This is a genomic window from Micromonospora vinacea (assembly GCF_015751785.1).
GTDB lineage: Bacteria > Actinomycetota > Actinomycetes > Mycobacteriales > Micromonosporaceae > Micromonospora > Micromonospora vinacea.
The window spans coordinates 6,741,217-6,757,330 of the sequence record NZ_JADOTY010000001.1; the positions used below are offsets into that span (position 1 = coordinate 6,741,217).

11 protein-coding genes are annotated in these 16,114 nt (G+C 70.6%); all 11 read left to right on the forward strand.

Annotated features, from left to right (window positions below; translation table 11 throughout):
* Positions 1-128 precede the first annotated feature (128 nt).
* Complete coding sequence (locus IW249_RS31440; protein WP_196924108.1) at positions 129-1,355, forward strand: sensor histidine kinase; 1,227 nt, start codon at positions 129-131, stop codon at positions 1,353-1,355.
* Positions 1,343-1,999, forward strand: coding sequence for a response regulator transcription factor (locus IW249_RS31445; RefSeq protein ID WP_196924109.1), 657 nt, complete (start codon positions 1,343-1,345; stop codon positions 1,997-1,999). Before IW249_RS31440 ends, IW249_RS31445 begins: the two co-directional genes overlap by 13 nt.
* Positions 2,000-2,110: 111 nt before the next feature.
* A complete protein-coding gene (locus tag IW249_RS31450) occupies positions 2,111-2,872 on the forward strand; it encodes an ABC transporter ATP-binding protein (RefSeq protein ID WP_091404619.1) in 762 nt (253 codons plus the stop codon).
* The gene (locus IW249_RS31455) at positions 2,869-5,340 is read left to right on the forward strand and encodes an ABC transporter permease (RefSeq protein WP_196924110.1); all 2,472 of its coding nucleotides are present in this window, start codon (positions 2,869-2,871) and stop codon (positions 5,338-5,340) included. The genes IW249_RS31450 and IW249_RS31455 overlap by 4 nt, the downstream gene beginning before the upstream one ends.
* A 224-nt stretch (positions 5,341-5,564) precedes the next feature.
* Positions 5,565-6,041 (forward strand): nitroreductase/quinone reductase family protein, encoded by a 477-nt coding sequence (locus IW249_RS31460; RefSeq protein ID WP_307788769.1) that lies wholly within the window; start codon positions 5,565-5,567, stop codon positions 6,039-6,041.
* Positions 6,042-6,156: 115 nt separating this feature from the next.
* A complete protein-coding gene (locus IW249_RS31465; protein WP_196924111.1) occupies positions 6,157-8,559 on the forward strand; it encodes a phosphoketolase family protein in 2,403 nt (800 codons plus the stop codon).
* A 270-nt stretch (positions 8,560-8,829) separates the two neighbouring features.
* Entirely contained in the window at positions 8,830-11,487 is a 2,658-nt protein-coding gene (gene ppdK, locus IW249_RS31470; protein WP_196924112.1) for a pyruvate, phosphate dikinase, read from the forward strand.
* Positions 11,488-11,496: 9 nt separating this feature from the next.
* Positions 11,497-11,808 carry a hypothetical protein gene (locus IW249_RS31475; protein ID WP_196924113.1) on the forward strand — a complete coding sequence of 104 codons (312 nt, stop codon included), beginning with the start codon at positions 11,497-11,499 and terminating at the stop codon, positions 11,806-11,808.
* A gap of 111 nt (positions 11,809-11,919) precedes the next feature.
* Complete coding sequence (gene pflB / locus IW249_RS31480) at positions 11,920-14,157, forward strand: formate C-acetyltransferase (RefSeq protein ID WP_196924114.1); 2,238 nt, start codon at positions 11,920-11,922, stop codon at positions 14,155-14,157.
* Positions 14,157-14,906, forward strand: coding sequence for a pyruvate formate-lyase-activating protein (pflA, locus tag IW249_RS31485; protein ID WP_196924115.1), 750 nt, complete (start codon positions 14,157-14,159; stop codon positions 14,904-14,906). Before pflB ends, pflA begins: the two co-directional genes overlap by 1 nt.
* A gap of 87 nt (positions 14,907-14,993) precedes the next feature.
* Positions 14,994-15,953 carry an alpha/beta fold hydrolase gene (locus IW249_RS31490; protein WP_307788770.1) on the forward strand — a complete coding sequence of 320 codons (960 nt, stop codon included), beginning with the start codon at positions 14,994-14,996 and terminating at the stop codon, positions 15,951-15,953.
* Positions 15,954-16,114 lie beyond the last annotated feature (161 nt).

A 16,114-nucleotide genomic window follows, 5' to 3' on the forward strand; every position in this document is an offset into this window, starting at 1 on the left:
CTAGGCGGGTGGCGCGGCGGGGACGATCCCGTCAGCTCGACGACAGTGGTACAGCAGGCTGTACCTTCCGCGCCGGGCGTTGTCGGGCGGGGCCCGCGGTGGCCTATGTTGGCGTGGGAGGTGGGTCGATGGCGTACGTGCGGGCCCGGGTTCGCGCCTCGGTCGACGCCCTGGAGCATCTCGCCGGAGGGCTGGGCACCGCCGCGCTGGCGCTGGGCGCGCTGCTCTGGGCGGCGATCGTGGCGGTGACCTGCCTGGGCGGGGTGGGGCTGCTGGCGGCGCCCGGTGCGTTGCGGGCGGTGCGCTCGGTGGCCGACCGCGAGCGGGCCCGGCTGTCCCGCTGGGGTGAGCCGATCCTCACGCCGGGGCCGGTGCCGGCCGGGTTGCGGACGGCGACGCGTGATCCCTTCGTGCGCCGGGAGCTCGGCTGGGTCGCGCTGTACTCGCTCATCGGCCTGGTGACCGGGCTGGTCGGCCTCGTGCTGCCACTCTCTGCCGTGCAGTACGTCACGTTCCCGCTGTGGTACGAGTTGCTCCCTGCCGACGCCGGCGGGCCGGGGATCGTCTGGTGGCGCATCGACGGTTTGTCCGAGGCACTCGCGGTCGGGGTGCTCGGGGTGGGCTGGCTGGCCGCCGCGATCTGGTTCAGCCCGGTCCTGGCCCGTCTTCAGGCATGGCCGGGCCGGTTGCTGCTGCCTCCGCCGCCGGGTGTCGACCTGTCGCTGCGGGTGGCCGAGCTGACCGCCACCCGCGCTGCGGCGCTTGACGCCCACGCCGTCGAACTGCGCCGGATCGAGCGTTCGTTGCACGACGGCACCCAGAACCGGTTGGTCGCGGTCAACGTGTTGCTGGGCGCCGCGCGGCGGGCCGCGCGCCGTAATCCGGACCGCGCCGACGAGATCCTCGGGCAGGCGCAGGACGCTGCGGAACAGGCACTCGGCGAGCTGCGTACGGTGGTGCGCGGGATCCTGCCGCCCGTGCTGGACGACCGGGGTCTCGCCGGCGCGCTGGCGGGCCTGGCCGGCAGCTGCGTGGTGCCCTGCCGACTTGAGGTGGACGTGGCTGTGCGGTGCGCGGCCTCGGTCGAGGCCACCGCGTACTTCGTGGTGGCCGAGGCGCTGACCAACGTCGTCCGGCACAGCGGTGCGAGCCAGGTGGACGTGGCCGTGCGCCGCGAGCGCGGCCGACTGCTGGTGTCCATTATGGACGACGGGCACGGCGACGCGGACGAGACACGTGGCTCAGGGCTCACCGGTATCCGCCGACGGGTCGAGGCGTACGACGGACGGATGACACTGACGAGCCCTCCGGGCGGGCCGACGAGAATGGACGTGGAGCTGCCATGCGGATCGTGATCGCCGAGGACGACCCGCTGCTGCGTGAGGGGTTGGCTCTGCTGCTGCGGGCCGAGGATCTGGACGTGGTCGCCACAGCCGGTACTCCGGGCGAGTTCCTGGTCGCCGTCGACGACCATGCTCCGGACGTCGCGATCGTGGACGTACGGATGCCGCCGACCCACACCGACGAGGGCATCGTGGCCGCGGTGGAGGCCCGGCGGCGCCGCCCCGGCCTCGCGGTGCTGGTCCTGTCGGCGTACGTGGAGCAGGCGTTCGCCACCGACCTGTTCTCGGTCGGCGCCGCCGGGCTCGGTTATCTGTTGAAGGAGCGGGTGGGCCGGGTCGAGGAGTTCCTCGCCGCGCTGCACCGCGTCGCTGACGGCGGCAGCGTGATCGACCCGGAGGTGGTGGCGCAGTTGCTCGCCCGCAACCGCCGGACGGACACGGCGCTGAGCGAGCTGTCGCCGCGTGAGCGTGAGGTGCTGGGGCTGATGGCCGAAGGGCTTGGCAACAGCGCGATCGCCGAGCGGCTGTTCGTCACCGACGGCGCGGTGCACAAGCACATCCGCAGCATCTTCTCGAAGCTTCAGCTTCCACCGGACGACCAGGCCGACCGCCGGGTCACCGCGGTACTGCGCTACCTGAACGGTGGTCGGCGGTAGCGCCTGCTGTACCCGGACCTGGCAGCCCGCGGGATGGTCGCCGTTCTCCCACGTCAATAGCGTTTCTGGTGCGCGCAGTTCTTGCCGATGACACGGAGAGAGGCCACCAGAATGCCGGATTATCCGGGACAGACCATCGAACCGGCGGTACGCGTCGAACACCTCACCCGGGTGTACGGCGCCGGCCGTAACCAGGTGACTGCGCTCGCGGGCATCGATGTCGGCTTCGACCGGGGCACCTTCACCGCGGTGATGGGACCCTCGGGCTCCGGCAAGAGCACGCTGCTGCAGACTGCGGCCGGGCTCGACCGGCCCACCTCCGGTCGGGTGGTCATCGGAGGCACCGACCTGTCCGGGCTGTCCGAGACCCGCCTGACCGAGCTGCGTCGTACCCGGATCGGGTTCGTCTTCCAGGCATTCAACCTGATCGGCGCGCTCACCGTCGAGGAGAACATCGTGCTGCCCCTGCGCCTGGCCGGCGTCCGTCCGGACCGGGCCTGGCTGACCCAGGTGGTCGAGCGGGTCGGCCTCACCGACCGACTGCACCACCGGCCGGCCGCGCTCTCCGGCGGCCAGCAGCAGCGGGTGGCGATCGCCCGGGCGCTGGCCACCCGCCCCGAGGTGATCTTCTCAGACGAGCCCACCGGCGCCCTCGACTCGCGGACCGCGGCGGAGGTGCTGACGCTGCTTCGCGCGGTCGTGGACGAACACGGGCTGACCGTGGTGATGGTGACCCACGATCCGATCGCCGCGTCGTACGCGGACCGCGTGCTCGTGTTGGCCGACGGTGCGATAGTCGCCGACCTTCCGCAGCTCGGAGCCGCCGGTATCGCCGAGCACCTGGCTTCGCTGGATCGGCGGGTCCTCCGATGATCGGCCTCGCCGCCCGCCTGCTGCGGCACCGCGCCGGCCCGGCCGCCGCGACCCTGCTGGCCCTGATCGCCGGCGTGCTGATCCTGGTGGCGATGGGCACGCTCGTCGAGTCCGGGCTGCGTTTCCGCCCGGAGCCACGGCTCTGGGCAACGGCCGACGTGGTCGTCGCCAACCGCACGGTCAGCCACACGTTCAAAGAGTTCGGCGGCGACACCACCACGAGCACCGTCACGCTGCCCGAGGGCGGCACTGTGGACGCGGCCCTGGTGGAGCAGATCCGCCAGGTGCCGGGCGTCGCGGCCGTCACCGGCGACGAAGGGCTGCTGATCGGCTCACCCGCTGCCGTGGGACACGGCTGGGACACGTACGCCTTCACCGGTCGTCCCATCGCCGCGGGTGCCGCGCCACGGGCCGACGACGAGGTGCTTGTCGACACCCGTCTCGGCGTGGCACCGGGCGACCGCATCGACCTGGTCGTCGGCGGGGTCAGCCGGTCGTACCGGGTGAGCGGAACCGCCGAGACCGGTTCGGCGGCGGTGTTCTTCAGCGACGCGCAGGCCGCCCGGTTGTCCGCCCATCCGGGCCGGGTGGATGCGATCGGCGTGCGGATGGTGCCCGGCGCCGACCTCGGCGCGGTACGCGAGATCGCGTCGGCGGCCGGCGCCACGACGTACGCCGGGAAAGACCGTGGGAACGTCGAGCAGTCGGAGGACCAGGCCGCCCAGACGTTGCTGATCGAGGTCGGATCGGTTTTCGGGGGGTACGTCGTCCTGCTGATCGTCTTCGTGGTGGCCGGCACCATCGGGCTGTCCGTCCGGCACCGTCGACGTGACCTGGCGTTACTGCGCGCGGTCGCGGCCACGCCGGGGCAGGTGCGTCGCATGCTTGTCGCCGAGGCCACGCTGCTCGCCCTGCTCGGCTCTGCGATCGGCGGCCCGGCCGGCCTGCTGGCGGCCCGTTGGGTGCACGGCGAGCTGGTCGGACGGGGGTTCGTGCCGGCCAGCTTCCCGATGGCCGACGGCCTGTTCGCGGTGCCGGCCGCGGTCCTCGTGGCGGTCCTCGTGGCGGTGCTCGCCGCGGTGCTCGCGGCACGCCGGGTCACCGGGATCAAGCCGATCGAGGCGCTCGGCGAGATCGCTGTCGAGCCTCGGCGTAGCGGCCGGGTGCGGCTGAGCGCCGGCGTGCTGACGCTGGCGGCGGCCGGCGCCTCCGGGGCGTTCACGCTCGGTGCCGCCGGGTCGACCGGGGCTCTGGCCGGCGCGGTCGGCATGCTGTACCTGTTCGTCATCGCGGTGGCGCTGCTCGCACCGAGGATCAACGCGTACGCGGCACGCCTGCTCACACCGTTGTTGCCGCGGATGTGGCGGGTCAGCGGCTACCTGGCCGCAGCCAACCTGCGGGCCAACGCGCAGGGCATGGCGACCGTCCTGACCGCCCTCGTGCTGTCAGTGGGGTTCGGCGGCTCGGTGTGGTTCCTGCAGAACAACCTGGAACGGCAGACCACCACGCAGAGCAGCGCGGGAACCCTCGCCGAGCGGGTGCTTGTCGCTCCGGGTGGGCTGCCGAAGGACGCGGCGCGGGAGATCCGTGAGTTGCCCGGGGTGCAGGCGGCCACCGGTGTGCACCGTACGCAGGTGGTGGTGCGGGCGCTCGGCGGAATCGAGCCGGTCAGCGCGCAGTCGGTCGACCCGGCGGGCATCACGTCGACGATGGACCTCGCCGTGCGCGAGGGCAACCTGGCCGAGCTGCGCGCCGGCACTGTCGCCCTGTCGGCGATGCAGGCGTCCACTTCCGGCTGGGACGTCGGCGACCAGGCGCAACTCTGGCTGGGCGACGGCACCCCAGTCACGTTGGACGTCATCGCGATCTACGGCCGTGGCCTCGGCTTCGGCGACGTCACGCTGGCCGCCGAGACGGTCGCCGGGCACACGGCCGGGGGTACCGACGACGAGATCCTGGTCAGCGCCGGCCCGGAGGCCGACACCGCGTTGGCCACCTGGTCGGCTGGGCACCCGGGCGCCCAGGTTCTCGACGCCGCCACCCGTACGCGCCTGATCAGCACCGACATGGCGTTCGGCGCCTGGCTGAACCGGCTGCTGATCGGCGTGATGGTGGGGTACGCGGCGCTGGCGGCGGCCACCACGATGGTGCTGGCCGCGTTGGCCCGCCGCCGCGAGCTGGCGTTGCTACAACTGGTCGGGGTCACCCGCCGTCAGATCCGGAGGATGGTCCAGGCCGAACAGGCCGGGCTGCTCGGCACCGCGGTGCTGATCGGCGTGACGATCGCGGCGCTGACCCTGAGCGCGATCGTCAACGGACTGACCGGCAGCCCGATCCCGTACGTCCCGCCGCTCGGTTGGGTGGCGGTGCTCGGCGGCACGACACTGCTGGCGTTGGCAACGACTGTGTGGCCCGTCCGACGCCTGCTCGGCGCTCCTCCGATCGACAACATCGGTGTGAAGGAGTAGGCGTCGCGGCTCGAATATCGACAACCGCACGCGAGGCCGGTTCGCCCTGCACCAGCTCGGCCGGCGAGGGCCGGAGGACCTGCGGCGACGGGACGTCACGCTCTACCCCGTCGGCGTAGGCAGTCCGAGGATCGAAGCAGGACGATCATCCGGATCGGATACGGACCACAGGCCGCGGTGACACCGCGCCGGCCGCTGTCCGAGTTTCTGCGAAGGAGCGACCAGTGACCATTCGACGATCATGGCGCGCCCGGATGTACCGGGGAGGACGCCCCGGTCGCCTGGCGCGGGTGCTCAACCGGATCGCCGCTGCCCAGCACAGCAGCGGATTCCTGGCACCGTCGGGCTGGGTGACAGTGGAAGTGGTCGGCCGCAGAAGCGGGCGGACGGTGGCCGTGCCGTTGGTGATGACCATTCATGGCGGGGAGCGCTACCTGGTCTCGATGCTCGGGCGCCGGGCCAACTGGGTGGCCAACGTGCGGGCTGCCGACGGTGCGGCCACCCTTCGGCGTGGCCGGCGGGAGTCGGTCCGGTTGGTCGAGGTGGACGTGGCGGAACGAGCGCCGATCCTGCGCGAGTATCTCGCCAAGGCACCGGGCGCCCGCCCGCACTTCCCGGTCGATCGGCATTCCTCACTCCCTGAGTTCATGACGATCGCGCCGGATTACCCGGTATTCCTGATCAGACCGGCGGTGCCCTGAGGTCCCGGAGCTGGGGGCCGAACGTCCCTCGGCGGACGGCTTCTGGCCCTTGGGGGCGACGTCGGCCGGGCCTAGCGTGACTCCTGACAAGCCGAGATCTGTGAAAGGAGCCGCCGTGACCGCGGTCGTATCCGAGCCCCGTACGCTCGCCGAGCTCGACGACACCGAACTCGCCCGTCTGGACGCGTGGTGGCGGGCGAACAACTACCTGACCATCGGGCAGATTTACCTGCAGGGCAACCCGTTGCTGCGCGAGCCGCTGTCGGCTGAGCACATCAAGCCGCGCCTGCTCGGTCACTGGGGAACCAGCCCCGGTCTGTCGCTGATCTACGCGCACGTCTCCCGGCTGATCCGGCACACCGGTCAGCAGGCGATCTACCTGGCCGGTCCGGGTCACGGCGGCCCGGCACTGGTGGCCGCCGGCTACCTGGAAGGCACCTACAGCGAGATCTACCCGGACGTCAGTCAGGATGAGGCCGGGATGCTGCGCCTGTTCCGGCAGTTCTCCAGCCCGGGCGGTATCCCGTCGCACGTGTCGGTGACCACCCCCGGCTCCATCCACGAGGGCGGCGAACTGGGCTATGTCCTGGTCCACGCGTTCGGCGCGGTCATGGACAACCCGGACCTGCTGGCCATCGCGGTGGTGGGCGACGGTGAGGCCGAGACCGGGCCCCTCGAGGGCTCCTGGAAGGGCGTGTCCTTTCTCAACCCCGAGCGCGACGGCGCGGTCCTGCCGATCCTGCACCTCAACGACGCCAAGATCTCCGGCCCCACCGTGCTGGGGCGCAAGGATCCCGAGGAGGTACGCAACCTGCTGCGTGGCCACGGCTACGACGTCATCGAGGTCGAGGGCTCCGACCTGCCCGGCATGCACCACCGCTTCGCCGCCGCCCTCGTCACTGCCTGGACGAGGATCCGCGACATCCAGACCGCCGCGCGCGACGGTTCCTGGGACGGTACCCGCCCGGCCTGGCCGCTGATCATCCTGCGGTCACCGAAGGGCTGGACCGGGCCGGACTCCGTCGACGGGATCACCGTCACCGGGACCTGGCGGTCGCACCAGGTGCCGCTGTCCGGCGTCAAGGAGAACCCGGAGCACCTCGCACTGCTCGAACGCTGGCTCAAGTCGTACCGTCCGGAGGAGCTGTTCGATTCCGCCGGCGCGCCCGTGGCGTTGATCCGGGACCAGGCTCCCGACGGTGACCTACGGATGAGCGCCAGCCCGCATGCCAACGGCGGGGTGCTGACCCGGGATCTGGACCTGCCGGACTTCCGTGCCTACGCGGTCGACGTGCCCCGGCCCGCGCAGCGGCGGGCCGAGTCGACGCGCAAGCTGGGCGAGATGATGCGTGACATCTACGCCCGCAACGCCGACCGGTTCCGGTTGTTCTGCCCCGACGAGACCAACAGCAACCGGCTCGGTTCCGTCTTCGAGGTCTCCGACCGCGCCTTCATGGAGCGCGTGACGTCAGAGGATGTGGCGATCAGCCGCCACGGCCGGGTCATGGAGGTGCTCAGCGAGCACAACTGCCACGGCTGGCTGGAGGGCTACAACCTGACCGGTCGGCACGGCATGTTCGCCACGTACGAGGCGTTCGCCATGGTCAGCGCCTCCCAAACCGTGCAGCACGGCAAGTGGTTGCAGGAGGCCAAGAATCTGCCGTGGCGCGAGAAGGTCCCCAGCCTCAACGTGCTGCTCACCTCGACGGCGTGGCGCAACGACCACAACGGCTTCTCCCACCAGGGGCCCGGCCTGATCCAGGTGGTGCTGACCCAGCGCGGCGACGTCGCCCGGGTGTACCTGCCGCCGGACGCCAACACCCTGCTGTCGGTGGCCGACCACTGCTTCCGGTCGCGGTCCTACATCAACCTGATCGTGATCGACAAGCAGCCGCAGCTGCAGTACCTCTCCATGGACGAGGCGATCGAGCACTGCGCCCGCGGCGCGGGCGTCTGGGACTGGGCCGGCACCGACGACGGCACCGGCGACCCCGACATCGTCCTCGCCTGCGCCGGCGACGTCGTCACCATGGAGACGGTCGCGGCCGCACAGATCCTGCGCGACCGGTTGCCCGGCTTCAAGGTCCGCGTGGTCAACGTGGTCGACCTGATGACCCTGGTCCGGCCCAAGGACCACCCGCACGGCATGAACGAGACCTTGTTCACCGAGCTGTTCACCGACACCGTCGACGTGGTGTTCTCCTTCCACGGCTACCCCGGCGCGATCCACCAGCTCGTGCACGGCCGCCCGGACGCGGACCGGTTCCGCGTCCGCGGCTTCATCGAGCAGGGCACGACCACCACCCCGTTCGACATGACGGTGCGCAACAAGGCGTCGCGGTACCACCTCGTGATGGACGCCATCAACAACGCCAGGCGCCTCCCCCGCGGCGCCGCGGACCTCAAGGCCTGGTGCCAGAGTCAGCTCGACCGCCACGAGGCGTACGTGGTGGAGCACCTGGAGGACATGCCCGAGGTCCGCGACTGGGCGCTCGGCGACTGGGCCGCACGCGGCTGAGCTTCACCGAGACGGTGGCGCCGGCGGGCGCCGCCGTCTCCCGGCGATGCCCGGCGGCAGCGGCGGGACCTCGAGGCGGGTGGCGGTCAGCCACCCGCCTCCCCGCTTCCCACCTGTGACGGTAGAGGCCCGCAAAGACGCAGGTCAGGGCCGAAAGAGCGCGTCACCACGCGCGTCGCGCCACGGCCCGTCGATGGGGGTCGTCCGGCCCTACGGCGAAGAACCCCGACCGGTCTACAAAGGAAGAAAAGGGAAGGGGTGACAAGTGCCATGACCCGATACGTCTACGACTTCACCGACGGCAACAAGGACCTCAAGGACCTGCTCGGCGGCAAGGGCGCCAACCTGGCCGAGATGACCCTGATGGGCCTGCCGGTGCCGCCAGGGTTCACCGTCACCACCGAGGCGTGCCGCGCCTACCTGCGCACCGGCACGATGCCCGCGGGCCTGCTCACCGAGGTCCAACACCACCTGCGGCTAATGCAGAACCGGATGGGCAAGACCTTCGGTGACGCCGCAGATCCGCTGTTGCTGTCGGTGCGGTCCGGTGCCAAGTTCTCGATGCCGGGAATGATGGAGACAATCCTGGACATCGGCCTGAACGACGCGAGCGTGGTCGGCCTCGGCCGGCAGAGCGCGGATCAGCGGTTCGCCTGGGACTCGTACCGGCGCCTGATCCAGATGTTCGGCAAGACGGTTTTCGACGTTCCCGGCGAAGCTTTCGAAGAGGAGCTGACGGCCGCGCGGTCGATCGCGGGCGTCGCAACGGACCCGGAACTCGGCACGACTCAACTACAGGACCTGGTACACGCGTACAAGAAGGTGTTCCACCAGCACACCGGCCGAGACTTTCCACAGGCACCGCACGAACAGCTGTTCCTGGCGATCGCAGCGGTGTTCCGCTCGTGGAACGCCGAACGCGCCATCCTGTACCGCCGGCAGGAGCGCATCCCGCAGGACCTGGGCACCGCGGTCAACGTCATGGCGATGGTCTTCGGCAACCGCGGGGAGAACTCCGGAACCGGGGTCGCCTTCACCCGGGACCCGGCCACCGGACGGCATGGCGTCTACGGCGACTACCTGCGCAACGCTCAGGGGGAGGACGTGGTCGCCGGGATCCGCAACGCTGTGCCGCTGGCCCAGCTCGCCGCCATCGATCCAGCGAGCCATCGGCAGCTGCTGTCGATCATGCAGCGGCTCGAGCAGCGTTACCGCGACCTGTGCGACATCGAGTTCACCATCGAGAACGGCAGGTTGTGGATGCTGCAGACCCGGGTCGGCAAGCGCACCCCGGCCGCCGCGTTCGTCATCGCCGCCCAGTTGGTCGACGAGGGCCGCATCACCCTGCATGAGGCACTGCAGCGGGTCACCGGTGAGCAACTGGCCCAGCTGATGTTCCCCAGTTTCGACACCACCGCCGCTCCCCCACCGCTGACCACCGGCGTGCCGGCCTCTCCGGGCGCGTCGGTCGGCGCGATCGTCTTCGACTCGGCCGCCGCGGTGGCGGCGACCGAGCCGGTCATCCTGGTGCGCCGGGAGACCAATCCCGACGACCTGCCCGGCATGATCGCTGCTCAAGGCATCCTGACCTCGCGCGGCGGCAAGACGTCACACGCCGCGGTGGTCGCCCGCGGCATGGGCAAGACGTGTGTCTGCGGCACCGAGGAACTACGCATCGACGGCGACGCCGTCACCGTGGCGGGTCGCACCCTGCACGCCGGTGACATCATCTCGATCGACGGCACCACCGGGAACGTCTACCCGGGATCGGTCGCCGTGCGGCCCTCCGCGGTGGTGCGGTACTTCGAGGGCGAGCTGGCGGCGCACGGCGACCCGCTGCTCTCCGCGGTGGAGCGGCTGATGGCCCACGCCGATCACCAGGCCCGGCTCGACGTGCACGCCAACGCCGACACCGCCGTCGACGCCACCCGAGCCCGCCGCTTCGGCGCCACCGGGGTCGGCTTGTGCCGCACCGAGCACATGTTCCTCGGCGACCGCCGTCGGCTGGTCGAGCGGCTGATCCTGGCCGAGGACGCCACCGCCCGCTCCGAAGCCCTCCAGACGCTGCTGCCCTTGCAGCGGGCCGACTTCGAGGAGCTGTTCGCCGCGATGGACGGGCTGCCGGTGACCGTGCGGCTCATCGACCCACCGCTGCACGAGTTCCTGCCCCCGCTGGAGGAGCTGACCGCCCGGGTGGCCCACGCAGAGGCGCTCGGCGTGGACCCGGGCCACGACCGCACACTGCTGACCGCGGTGCGGCGCATGCACGAGCAGAACCCGATGCTCGGGCTGCGCGGCGTACGCCTGGGCCTGGTGATCCCGGGTCTGTTCGCCATGCAGGTCCGCGCGATCGCGCAGGCCGCGGCCGCTCGCATCGCCGCAGGCGGCGACCCCCAGCCGGAGATCATGGTTCCGCTGGTCGGAGCGGTTCAAGAACTCGAGACGGTACGCGCGGAAGCGGAGTCGGTGCTGGCGAGCGTGCCCGGTGCGCCGCCGATCCGGCTCGGCACCATGATCGAGGTGCCCCGGGCCGCCCTGACCGCCGGGCAGATCGCCGGCGTCGCCGAATTCTTCTCGTTCGGCACCAACGATCTGACCCAGATGGCATGGGGCTTCTCCCGCGACGACGTGGAAGGCGCGTTCTTCGGCCGGTACCTCGAGCTGGGCATCTTCTCGGTATCACCGTTCGAGAGCATCGACCGCGACGGCGTGGGCGAGCTCGTCCGCACCGCCGTCCGACGCGGCCGCGCCATCCGGCCCGACCTGACCATCGGGGTGTGCGGCGAGCACGGCGGCGATCCGGCCTCGGTGCGCTTCTTCCACGACGCCGGCCTGGACTACGTGTCCTGCTCGCCGTTCCGGGTGCCGATCGCCCGGCTCGAGGCCGGTCGCGCCGCGAGCGCAGCGGCCGGCTCGGACAGCCGGTAGGAGGTCACGATGACAACGACGGTGACACCGGTTCGCCGTGGCGATCGGGAGATCGGCGCCTACATCGACGGACGCTTCGTGCCGGCAGTGGATGCCACCACCGTCGCGCTGGCCGCGCTGGCCACCGCGGCGGTGGCCACCGCGGCGGTGTCGGCGGGCCTGGCCATGCGTCGGCGCCCGGCGATCGGCACGGTGACGATGGGTCCCGGCGGCTGGATCAGTCTCAAGCGCACCGGCAGGCCACCGCTGCGCGCCGCTTCGACGAGCCGGCCCTGGTGGGCGCACCTGTTGCGGGCACACCGGCTCGTCGAGCAGCGCTGAGCGTTCCGTCCGCCCCTGGAGGTCCCGGACGGTCCCGACCCGTCCGGGACCTCTGACCCTTAAGCCGCGAGTGGTCGCTCGGCAATGCTGGGAGGAGATGAAGGAGGGGTAATGGCCACCACATCACACGAAGCCTGGCAAGGGTTCCGCGGCACCGGCTGGCGCGAGACGATCGACGTCGGCGGATTCATCCACGACAACATCGAGCCGTACACCGGCGGGCCGGAGTTCCTGACCGGGCCGACGCACCGTACCGAACGGATCTGGCGGCGGCTGCAGCGCATGTTCGTCGAGGAGACCCGTCGCGGAGTCTACGACGTGGACGCGCACACCCCGTCCACGATCACCTCACACGAGCCGGGCTACCTCGACCAGGACCATGAGCTCATCGTGGGCCTGCAGACCAGCGCGCCGCTGCGCCGCGCGATCATGCCGAACGGCGGGCTGCGGATGGTGGAGGCCGGCCTCAAGGCGTACGGCTTCACCCTCGACCCGGCCGTGCAGGCGATCTTCAGCCGGTACCGCAAGACCCACAACGACGGCGTCTTCGACGCCTACCCGGCCGACGTGAAGGCCGCCCGCCGCTCGCACATCATCACCGGCTTGCCGGACGCGTACGGCCGGGGCCGGATCATCGGCGACTACCGGCGCGTCGCGCTGTACGGGGTGGACCGCCTGGTCGCCGAGCGCCGGGCGGTGAAGGCGTCGCTCGACGCTCAGCTGTCATCGGACGACGTGATCCGCGACCGTGAGGAGCTGGCCGAGCAGATTCGGTCGCTGGAGGAGCTGCGTTCGATGGCCAGCCGGTACGGATGTGACATCTCCGGTCCGGCGAGCACCGGCCACGAGGCGATCCAGTGGCTGTACTTCGCCTACCTGGCGGCCACCAAGGAGCAGAACGGCGCGGCAATGTCCCTGGGCCGGACCGCCACGTTCGTCGACGTCTACCTGCAGCGTGACATCGAAGAGGGCCGGCTCACCGAGCGGGAGGCGCAGGAGCTGGTCGACGACTTCGTCATCAAGCTGCGGATCATCCGGTTCCTGCGCACGCCCGAGTACGACCAGTTGTTCTCCGGCGATCCGACCTGGGTGACCGAGGCGCTCGGGGGAATCGGCTGCGACGGCCGCCCGCTGGTCACCCGCACGAGCTTCCGCTACCTGCAGACCCTGTACAACCTGGGTCCGGCCCCGGAGCCGAACCTGACAGTGTTGTGGTCGCCGGCGCTGCCCGAGGGGTTCAAGCGGTTCTGCGCCCAGGTCTCCATCGACACGAGCGCCATCCAGTACGAGAACGACGACCTGATCCGGCCCGCGTACAGCGACGACACCGCCATCGCCTGCTGCGTGTCGGCCATGCGGGTGGGAAAGGACATGCAGTTCTTCGGCGCCCGCGCCAACCTCGCCAAGGCCCTGTTGTACGCGATCAACGGCGGCCGCGACGAGATGACCGGCGAGCAGGTCTTCGTCGCCGAACCGATCGCCGACGACGTGCTCGACTACGACGAGGTCCTGGCCGCGTACGACCGGACGCTGGACTGGCTGGCCGAGACCTACGTCGACGCGCTCAACGTCATCCACTACATGCACGACAAGTACGCCTACGAGCGCATCGAGATGGCCCTCCACGACTACCCCGTGCACCGCTTCCTCGCCACCGGCATCGCCGGCCTGTCGGTCGCCGTGGACAGCCTGAGCGCCATCAAGCACGCCCATGTCAAGGTGCTGCGCGATGAGAACGGTCTGGCCGTCGACTACGCCGTTGACGGAGACTTCCCGGCCTTCGGCAACAACGACGACCGCGCCGACGCGATCGCCGTCGACCTGGTCGAACGATTCATGGCCAAGATCCGGCGGCAGCCCAGCTACCGGGGCGCCGAGCCTTCGCTCTCTGTTCTCACGATCACCTCGAACGTCGTCTACGGCAGGCACACCGGCAACACGCCCGACGGGCGACGCGCCGGTGAGCCGTTCGCGCCGGGCGCGAACCCGATGAACGGCCGCGACACGCACGGCATGGTCGCCGCCGCGCTGTCGGTCGCCAAGCTGCCGTACCGCTGCGCGCGCGACGGGATCTCGCTGACGATCACCGTCGCTCCGGACGGCCTCGGCCACACCCGTGACGAGCGGATCACCAACCTCGCCGGCGTGCTCGACGGCTACACCGACAGCGGCGGTTTCCACATGAACGTCAACGTGCTGAACCGGGCGACACTCGAGGACGCCATGGCCCACCCGGATAAGTACCCGCAGCTGACCATCCGGGTCTCCGGGTACGCGGTGAACTTCGTCAGGCTCACTCCCGAGCAGCAGCGCGACGTCATCTCCCGGACCTTCCACGGATCGCTGTGATGACCGCCGTCACGGCCCCGGTGACCGGCTCGCTCCACTCCTTCGACATCTCCACCGGAGTGGACGGGCCGGGCACCCGGTTCGTCGCGTTCCTGGCCGGCTGCCCGCTGCGCTGCCTCTACTGCCACAGCCCCGACACCCAGTACCGTCGTTTCGGCCGACCCACCTCCGTCGATGACCTGCTCACCGAGATCCGCCGCTACGAACGCTTCCTGAAGGTCGCCCACGGCGGCGTCACCCTCAGCGGCGGGGAACCGCTGCAACAGCCCGCCTTCACCCGCGAGGTGCTGCGCCAGTGCAAGGAGATGCGGCTGCACACCGCCCTGGACACCAGCGGCCTGCTCGGCGACCGCGCCGACAACGCCCTGCTCGACGCCACCGACCTGGTGCTGCTCGACATCAAGTCCGGCGACCCGGCCACGTACCGGACGGTGACCCGAACCGGGCGGCTGGCGCCGACCGTGCGGTTCGCGCACCGCCTGGCCGACCGCGGCGTGCCGATCTGGGTCCGTTTCGTCCTCGTGCCCGGCCTCACCGACGATCCGTGCAACGTCGACGCGGTCGCATCCATCGCGGCAGACGTGCCCACCGTCGAACGCGTCGAGGTGCTGCCCTTCCACCGGCTCGGCGCTCAGAAGTACGCCGCCCTCGGCCTGCCGTTCCCGCTGGCGGACACGCAGCCACCGGATGAGGCGCTGCTGCATCGGGTCCGTGGCCAGTTCCACGATCACGGGCTGACAGTGTATTGAGCAGGGCGGCGTTGACACCGACCCGACCCCGGCGACGGGTTGCCCGGTATTCGGCATCTGAGGCGGTGGTGCCGGCGTGAGCCAGGGGTGTCGAGCGCCCTCATCGGCCGCCGCACAGTTCCGGTGCCCGGTCACGGCGATGAGTGGATGTTTGCTCGGCGGGTGATCGGATACTTGTCGCCCATGTTCGACGGTTTCGAGGACGAGCGGATCGACGTCGGGGAGGTGGAGCTCCGGGTCCGGTATGCGGGGCACGGGCCTGCGGTCCTCCTCATTCACGGACATCCGCGTACGGGATCGACGTGGCATCGAGTCGCGCCGCAGCTGGTTGATCGCGGGTTCACCGTCGTCTGCCCCGACATGCGCGGCTACGGGCAATCAGGCAAGGCGACGATCCTCACGGATCACTCCCAGCAGTCCAAACGGGTGGTCGCCGCGGACCTGGTCCAGCTGATGGCTGAACTGGGCCACCCGGCGTTCGCCACGGTCGGGCACGACCGTGGGTCGTACGTGGCGTTACGCCTGGCGCTCGATCACCCCGATCCGGTCAGTCATCTGGTGGTCATCGACGGCGTACCCATCAGCGAGGCCCTCGCCCGCTGCGATGCGAAGTTCGCCCATGACTGGTACCACTGGTTCTTCTTTGCCCAGCCGGACAAGCCGGAGCGAGCCATCGCCGCCGACCCCGATGCCTGGTACGCCGGTAAGGCCCGGCCCGAGAGCATGGGAGCCGAGAACTACCAGGAGTTCCGGCAGGCCATCCACGATGCGGCCACCGTGCGGGCCATGCTGGAGGACTACCGGGCCGGCCTCGGCGTCGACCGAGCGCACGAGGAAGCCGACCGGCGCGACGGCCGCACTGTCCGCTGCCCCACTCTGCTGCTGTGGTCGACCCGGGACGACCTGGAAGACCTGTACGGCGATCCGTTAGCCATCTGGCGCCCCTGGGCCGCCGATCTCCGCGGGTACTCGATTGAGTCCGGCCACCACGTCGCCGAGGAGAACCCCGACGACCTGACCGCAGCGCTGCACCGCTTCCTGTCCTGAGCCTCCGGCCCCGCACGGAACCACCCGGACCTTATCCAGGGCACAATCCCCGCGGTGTCGAACTGGTCGAGAGTGACGCCGCCGTCGGCGAGCCCGTTGACCGCCCCGGGCCGCCTAGCCACGATCATTCGTACCACCACATCGCGCGCCGACAGACCGCA

Bases quoted from the DNA above. Each gene is read 5' to 3' on its own strand.
- IW249_RS31440 (WP_196924108.1), top strand. From the start codon at position 129: ATGGCGTACGTGCGGGCCCGGGTTCGCGCCTCGGTCGACGCCCTGGAG.
- IW249_RS31445 (WP_196924109.1), top strand. From the start codon at position 1,343: ATGCGGATCGTGATCGCCGAGGACGACCCGCTGCTGCGTGAGGGGTTG.
- IW249_RS31450 (WP_091404619.1), top strand. From the start codon at position 2,111: ATGCCGGATTATCCGGGACAGACCATCGAACCGGCGGTACGCGTCGAA.
- IW249_RS31455 (WP_196924110.1), top strand. From the start codon at position 2,869: ATGATCGGCCTCGCCGCCCGCCTGCTGCGGCACCGCGCCGGCCCGGCC.
- ppdK (WP_196924112.1), top strand. From the start codon at position 8,830: ATGACCCGATACGTCTACGACTTCACCGACGGCAACAAGGACCTCAAG.
- IW249_RS31475 (WP_196924113.1), top strand. From the start codon at position 11,497: ATGACAACGACGGTGACACCGGTTCGCCGTGGCGATCGGGAGATCGGC.
- pflB (WP_196924114.1), top strand. From the start codon at position 11,920: ATGGCCACCACATCACACGAAGCCTGGCAAGGGTTCCGCGGCACCGGC.
- pflA (WP_196924115.1), top strand. From the start codon at position 14,157: ATGACCGCCGTCACGGCCCCGGTGACCGGCTCGCTCCACTCCTTCGAC.